The 6,907-nt window shown below is 61.5% G+C and carries 6 protein-coding genes and 1 pseudogene; 5 read left to right on the forward strand and 2 right to left on the reverse strand.

Annotation, left to right across the window (positions count from 1 at the left end):
* The first annotated feature begins 6 nt into the window (after positions 1–6).
* From AWB81_RS21740 to AWB81_RS21760, 5 genes are all read left to right on the forward strand, one after another.
* Positions 7–948: a PDR/VanB family oxidoreductase gene (locus tag AWB81_RS21740; protein ID WP_374730505.1), complete on the forward strand. Its 942-nt coding sequence runs from the start codon at positions 7–9 to the stop codon at positions 946–948.
* 41 nt (positions 949–989) lie between these two features.
* The gene (locus AWB81_RS21745) at positions 990–2,309 is read left to right on the forward strand and encodes a Rieske 2Fe-2S domain-containing protein (protein WP_062638622.1); all 1,320 of its coding nucleotides are present in this window, start codon (positions 990–992) and stop codon (positions 2,307–2,309) included.
* On the forward strand, positions 2,309–3,484 hold the full coding sequence (locus AWB81_RS21750; RefSeq protein WP_062638623.1) for a Gfo/Idh/MocA family protein: 1,176 nt from the start codon (positions 2,309–2,311) through the stop codon (positions 3,482–3,484). Before AWB81_RS21745 ends, AWB81_RS21750 begins: the two co-directional genes overlap by 1 nt.
* Positions 3,485–3,522: 38 nt before the next feature.
* The gene (locus tag AWB81_RS21755; RefSeq protein WP_062638624.1) at positions 3,523–4,515 is read left to right on the forward strand and encodes an ABC transporter substrate-binding protein; all 993 of its coding nucleotides are present in this window, start codon (positions 3,523–3,525) and stop codon (positions 4,513–4,515) included.
* A gap of 171 nt (positions 4,516–4,686) precedes the next feature.
* Complete coding sequence (locus tag AWB81_RS21760) at positions 4,687–5,331, forward strand: hypothetical protein (protein ID WP_062638625.1); 645 nt, start codon at positions 4,687–4,689, stop codon at positions 5,329–5,331.
* A 169-nt stretch (positions 5,332–5,500) separates the two neighbouring features.
* Here AWB81_RS21760 and AWB81_RS21765 read toward each other — a convergent pair whose 3' ends face one another.
* Both AWB81_RS21765 and AWB81_RS21770 read right to left on the reverse strand, forming a co-directional pair.
* Positions 5,501–6,433 (reverse strand): dihydrodipicolinate synthase family protein, encoded by a 933-nt coding sequence (locus AWB81_RS21765; protein WP_200822530.1) that lies wholly within the window; start codon positions 6,431–6,433, stop codon positions 5,501–5,503.
* Positions 6,434–6,459: 26 nt separating this feature from the next.
* Positions 6,460–6,907 (reverse strand): annotated as a pseudogene (locus AWB81_RS21770) (hypothetical protein); the annotation flags it as partial.

Below are 6,907 nucleotides of genomic sequence, written 5' to 3' on the forward strand. Positions count from 1 at the left end.
ATCTTCATGACGCTCGCCGTGATGAAAAAGACGCGGGTCGCGGAAGGCATCGTTAGTTTCGAGTTTCGCGATCCGCAGGGGCGTGAACTGCCGCCCTTCACGGCGGGAGCGCACCTCACGGTACGCGTGCCGAGCGGCGCGAACCGCAATTATTCGCTATGCAACGACCCCGGCGAAACCGACCGATATGTGATTGCGGTCAAGCGCGATTCGGCAGGGCGCGGTGGTTCCATCAGCATGACCGACGACGTATCGGAAGGCGATTCGATCGAAGTCTCAGAGCCTCGCAATGAGTTCGGTCTGAGCGAGCGCGCACGCAGCTTCGTGTTCGTGGCGGGCGGGATCGGCATCACTCCGATTCTCTCGATGATGCGGCATCTGAAGGCCACCGACGGCCCTCGCTTCAAGCTCTACTACCTCACACGCAGCCCGGAAGTGACGGCGTTTCTCGACGAACTCGCCGGCTCCGAATGGAAGTCGCACGTCGTCGTGCATCACGATTTCGGCGACTTCGCGAATGCCTTCGATTTCTGGCCAGTCTTCGAGAAGCCCGGCAGTGGCACGCATGTGTACTGCTGCGGCCCGCGCGCGCTGATGGACGGTGTGCGCGACATGACAGGCCACTGGGCGCCGGGCAGCGTGCATTTCGAGAGCTTTGGCGTCGATCAGTCGCTCGTTGCCGAGAACAAGCCGTTTCGCGTGAAGCTCGAGCGTTCGGGCCAGACTTTCGATATCCCGAAGGACCGCTCGATCCTCGAAATCCTGCGCGACAACGGCATCCGCGCGCCGAGTTCATGCGAGAGCGGAACTTGCGGCTCGTGCCGCACGACGCTTTGCGCGGGCGCCGCCGAGCATCGCGACATGGTGCTCACCGACGATGAAAAGTCCGCGCAGATCATGATCTGCGTATCGCGGGCGAAGAGTGAAGAACTGGTACTCGACCTGTAGCAAGCGACGATTCATGGACATGTAGTCAGGAGAAGAATTGAATGCTCACGATTGAAGAAAACGAGTTGCTGTGCCGCGTCGAAGGCGATGCGCCAATGGGCCAGATGATGCGGCGTCACTGGACACCGGTATGTCTGATCGAAGAAGTCAGCGAACCCGACGGCGCGCCGGTCAAGGCGCGGGTGTTCGGTGAAGACCTGGTCGTGTTCCGCGATACCGATGGCAACGTCGGCGTGATGGACGAGTACTGCCCGCACCGGCGCGTGTCGCTCGTGTATGGGCGCAATGAGGATTGCGGCCTGCGGTGTCTCTATCACGGCTGGAAGATGGATGTGAAGGGCAACGTGATCGAGATGGTCTCTGAGCCGTCGTGCAGCGACATGACGAGTAAGGTCAAGCACAAGGCCTACGAGACGAAGGAGTGGGGCGGTTTCGTGTGGGCGTACATGGGCCCGCAGGACGCGATCCCCGAGTTCGTGCCGCCGGCATGGGCGCCGACTCAAGAGACGCGCGTGAGCATTGCGAAGACGATCCTGCCGTGCAACTGGGCGCAGATTCTCGAAGGCGCGATCGATTCCGCGCACAGTTCGAGCCTGCATTCGTCGGATTTCGTGCCGGCGCGGGTGGGAGGCGCCGAGGCGACGTCGAAGAACTGGCTGCGGCCGTCGACGGACAAGGCGCCGCGCATGCAGGTGCATCGCACGAGTTACGGCTTTCGGTATGCTGCGCTGCGCCGGCCGATCCAGAACGCCGCGACGCACGACTACATCCGCTCCACGGTGTTCGTCGCTCCGGCCACCGCGCTGATACCGCCGAACAATCTCTACAACGTCGCGAACATCAACGTGCCGGTGGACGATACGAACACCGCGTTCTACTTCATGGCATGGGGTCATCCTGACAGGACGCCCGAGACCGAAACGTGGCGCAAGTTCCTCGGCCAGCGGGTGGGTATCGATCTCGACGATCAGTACCGGCCGTTGCGCAACATGGAGAACCGCTTCTGGCAAGATCGCGAAGCGATGAAGGCGGGCAACTTCACGGGTATCACGGGCTTTCCGAACCAGGACATCGCGATGTGGGTGACGATGGGCCCTATCGCGAATCGTTCCGACGAGCGGCTCGGCGCAAGCGATGTCGCCGTGGTCGAATTCCGCCGCCGGATGCTCGATGCGCTCAAGGAGTTCCAGGCAGGCGAGACCGCGATCGGCACCGGCGACAAGACGATTCCGCGCAACGTGTGCTCGTTCCAGTCGATGGTGCCAAAGGATACCGACTGGAAGCAGTTCGCCACGCGTCCGGTGTGGGACGACCGCGAAGGGCAGGTTGCAGTCGAGCCGAACTATCAGGTGCAGGTGTGATGGAACGACTCAGGCTTGGCGTCGCTGGATTGGGGCGCGCCTTCTCGCTGATGCTGCCGACTTTCCTCGCGGACACGCGCGTGCAACTTGCGGGCGCATGCGATCCGCGAGGGGAGGCGTGTGCGCAGTTCGAAGCGGATTTCGACGCGCCGGCCTTCGACGACATCGAACAGCTTGCGCGCATGCCGGATATCGACGCGATCTATATCGCGAGTCCACATCAGTTTCACGCGGCGCACACGCGTATCGCAGCGAAGCACGGCAAACACGTGCTCGTTGAAAAGCCGATGGCGCTCTCGCTTGCCGAATGCGACGACATGATCGCGGCCTGCCGCGATGCGAGCGTGCATCTAATAGTCGGGCACTGCCACAGTTTCGACACGCCGTATTTGCGAACGCGCGAGCTGATCGCCTCGGGCGCATTCGGCGACGTTAAGATGATCCAGGCGCTCAACTACACCGACTACCTGTTCCGGCCACGCAGGCCCGAAGAGCTGTCGACGGCCGAAGGCGGAGGGGCGGTGTTCAGCCAGGCGGCCCATCAGGTGGACATCGTGCGACTTCTGGCTGGAAGCCGCGCGACGCGCATTCGTGCCGCCGTGGGCAAGTGGGACCCGGCGCGTCCAACTGAAGGGGCCTACACGGCAACGCTATGGTTCGAAGACGGCGCGTTCGCGACCCTTTCGTATAACGGCTACGCGCATTTCGATTCCGACGAGTGGACCGATTGGACGGGCGAGATGGGCCAGCCGAAGAATCCCGACGACTACGGCAGCGCGCGCCGCAAGCTGTCCACTGTGGCATCCACCGCTGAAGAAGCGCGACTCAAGGCGGCCGGCACATACGGCGGCAAGGCATACGCTGCGCCGTCGCGCGATCGCGCGGACGTGCGGCAGCATCAGCATTTCGGGCCGCTGATCGTGTCGTGCGAACGCGGCGATCTCAGGCCGCTTCCCGACAGCATCGTCGTGTATGGCGACGAGCGGCGCGAACGCATCGCGCTCGATGCGCCGGCGGTGCCGCGCAGGGAAGTGATCGATGAACTGGTAGCTGCCGTGCATGGCAATGCCGCGCCGCTTCACGACGGCGCATGGGCGCGTGGCACGCTCGAAATCTGCCTCGCGATGCTGCGCTCGAGCGACGAACAGCGCGATGTGCTCATCGGTTCCGATTGATAAGGGCGCGAAGCAAATACTATTGAAGGGAAACTAGAATGAGCAAGCTAAACCTGTCGGTGGCGGTGGGCAACTACGATCGCATGCGTCCGCTGGTGGATGGCGAAGTGCAGATCGACGGCGCCGATCCGGTCTTCATGCTGCAGGACCCGGAAGAAATCTTCTTTCGTGCGTTCCGCCATGCCGACTACGACATCTGCGAACTGTCGCTGAGCAGCTACAGCGTGAAGACGGCGGCGGGCACGAGCCCGTATATCGGCGTACCGGTTTTCCCTTCGCGCGCGTTTCGCCATACGTCGATTTATGTGCGCAACGATCGCGGCATCGAAACGCCTGGCGATCTGAAGGGCAAGCGCATCGGCGTACCCGAGTATCAGTTGACGGCCAACGTATGGGCGCGGCTCTTCCTTGAGGAAGACCACGGCCTGAAGGCATCAGATGTGACGTGGGTGCGTGGCGGCTACGAAGAAACCGGGCGGCAGGAGAAAATCAGCCTGAATCTGCCCTCCGACGTGCGCCTCGAAAACGCACCCGACCACGCGACCATCTCGGGCCTGCTCGCAGCGGGGGAGATCGATGCGGTAATCGGGCCGCGCGCGCCTTCGTGCTTCACGAACGGCCATCCCAATGTGAAGTATCTCTACGACGATCCGCAAAAAGCCGCCGCAGACTGGTACTCGCGCACCAAGCTCTTCCCGATCATGCATCTGTTGGGCGTGCGGCGCTCACTGGCGGAGCAGCATCCGTGGTTGCCGGGCGCGGTTGCGAAGGCGTTCGAGAAGTCGAAGGCGGTAGCGCTCGCCAAACTGAGCGACACCTCGGCGACGAAGGTTACACTACCGTTCGTCGAAGAGCAGTTGCGCGCGGCGCGGCAGCTGCTCGGTCACGACTTCTGGTCTTATGGCTTCGATGCGAACCGGCATGTGCTCGCGCGGTTTCTGGCGCGGCATCATGCCGAGGGGTTGTCGAGCCGTCTACTGAAGCCTGAAGAATTGTTCCATCCTGCGACGCTCGAAAGCTTCAAAATATAGAACCGTTCGGCGTAGTCGCATAAGTCGCGCCATTTCCGCCGCGCGAGCCGGTTACACGCGAATAGCGCAGAATAGGACCTTGAGCACCTTCAAACGCGCGTGAAAGTTAGTTCCTGGCTTTGCTGGTCGTGCCCCGGCGTTTAGTGGGACAACCTTGCTGCGGAGAGATCAATGAAGAAAGGGAAGACAAAACTTACCCGCGACGATGCCGAACGGCTTTTTGAGGGTCTGCCTGCCGGGAACGCGAAAGTATCGAGCCGGCCCGAGAATCCGTTCGGAGACGAGTTGCATCGCGTGACCGAGCGCGCCGACGACGAAGCGAAACTCTGGAAAGACAACCTCATCACGCTTCCAATCGCGATCGAATTGCCCACTGGCTACGCGTCGGTGCCTCGCATGCGCGAAGCGATGGAGCGGGCATGGCGCGTGAAGTGGATAAGGGAGACTGAAAACGAGGTAGTCACCGAGTTTCCAGAAGGATGGACAGCCGTTCGCCCGGAAAGCGGACCCATAGAGTTGCGCGATCCCTCCGACGTGGTCCGCGCCGTGTACGGGTGGGCCAAGGATGCTGAGCTCAGGATCCTGCCGCGGTATCTGGTTGAGTCACAGGCGAACAGTTCAAATGGACTGGGCAGCCTGCTTGTCCGCGATCGCGGGAACGGCCAGGTCCTCGAGAGATCGTCGATCTGGTCTGCTCAAACTGGTGCAAACCATCCAGATTGGAGCCGGCTGTCGACGTGGCTCAACGTGCGCTTTCCACAACATCGGGACCCGATGCGGTACTGGGAAGATTGCGAGTCGAACATCCAGGGCTGAGCTACTTTTTGGGGCACTGTTCTCGCGGGAAACGATTGCACCCAGCTTGGCGGAGGCGAGGGCGGCGCTGCTTCCGTATTCTGGCAACTCCTCTTTCTGGGAACTGCTGCGGCGAGTAGCCACCAACAGCGCACACGGCTCCCCACTACCGCATCGAATCAGCGGTTTGTCACCTCTCATCATCGGCGCTCAGAGACCTGAAGGTGCCCAGCCGCGTTGCAAGGCGCCGTGCACATTCCAGTCCGAAGGCGGTGGGTGCGACGCCGCGATCGTGTTGCACGTCGAAACCCATTCGCCATGCGGCAATTCTCTTGCCGTAGCACGTGAGAGCGTCGAGTGATTGCATCACAAAGACGATCGTCGGTAATGTCTGGGCATAGAGTGCTTCGGATTTCTGCTCGAGCCCGTTAGCGAACGCCTGTTGTATCGCGACCTGCCAGTCGAATGTGTCGGGCGCAATGATCAGTCCGGCACATCCGGCTCGCAGGTTGTCGACAAGTTCCTGCCCACCTCTGCCATTGAAGACCGGTAACGTATGACCGAGCGCATGCAACTGCTCGACGGTGTGTTGAATGGTCGTCGCAGGTCCTTCGCCTTTAAGCAGGCGGAAATTTGGACACTGACTTGCAAGCGCCACAATCGATTCCGTCGACAGCCCGACGCCGAGGTACTCCGGCGCGTTCTGGATGCCTACGGGGGCGCGCGTGCGCTGCATCACCGCAGCGAAAAAGTCGAAATAGAACGATTCCGACTTGTCTCGCATCGACGGCGGCTGAAGAATCAACCACGAAGCGCCGCGCTCGACAGCGTAATCAGCCAGTGCGACTTGCGCATCCACGGTGTCGCCCGTGATCGTGACAACGAGCGGTACGCGTCCTGCAAGGTCTTCGCTCGCCCAGTCAATCAGTTGATGCTTCTCTTCAAGCGTCAGCCGATGTACTTCTGTCGCGAGACCGAGTATGACGATGCTCCGCGCGCCAGCCGCGATCGTCGCATTGATCTGCGTGCGTAGTGCCTGGCGATCCAACTGGTTACGGGCGTCGAAGTAGGCATAGAGCACGGGCCAGATCCCGCCCGGCGAAGAATGGGTGTCAGGTGTCATTGATATCGTTTACCGCCAAGTGTGGTTCAGTGGGAGTCGCGCGGCACCGGCGCACCGCTCGAACCGACCAGAAAGTCGAGATCCGCGCCCTGATCCGCTTGCAGCACGTGTTCGACGTAGAGCTTGTAGTAACCGCGGGTGGGGAGGGGCGGCGGCTGCCAGGCAGCACGGCGACGCGCAAGTTCTTCGTCGGAGACTTCCAGGTGCAGACGGCGCGCATCGACATCGAGCTCGATCGTGTCGCCTGTCTGGACGAACGCGAGCGGGCCGCCCGCGGCTGCTTCCGGCGACACGTGCAACACCACCGAGCCGTACGCCGTGCCGCTCATGCGGCCATTGGAAATCCGCACCATGTCCGTGATGCCTTTTTGCAGCACTTGAACCGCCTCCGATTTTGCTGGACACGAATTTGGGGTAAAAGTGTGTCTGGAAACGGAGTTGAACATGCTGAAGAAGTCGAATGTCACTGAGGTT

The organism is Caballeronia arationis (assembly GCF_001544975.2).
Classification (GTDB): Bacteria; Pseudomonadota; Gammaproteobacteria; order Burkholderiales; family Burkholderiaceae; genus Caballeronia; species Caballeronia arationis.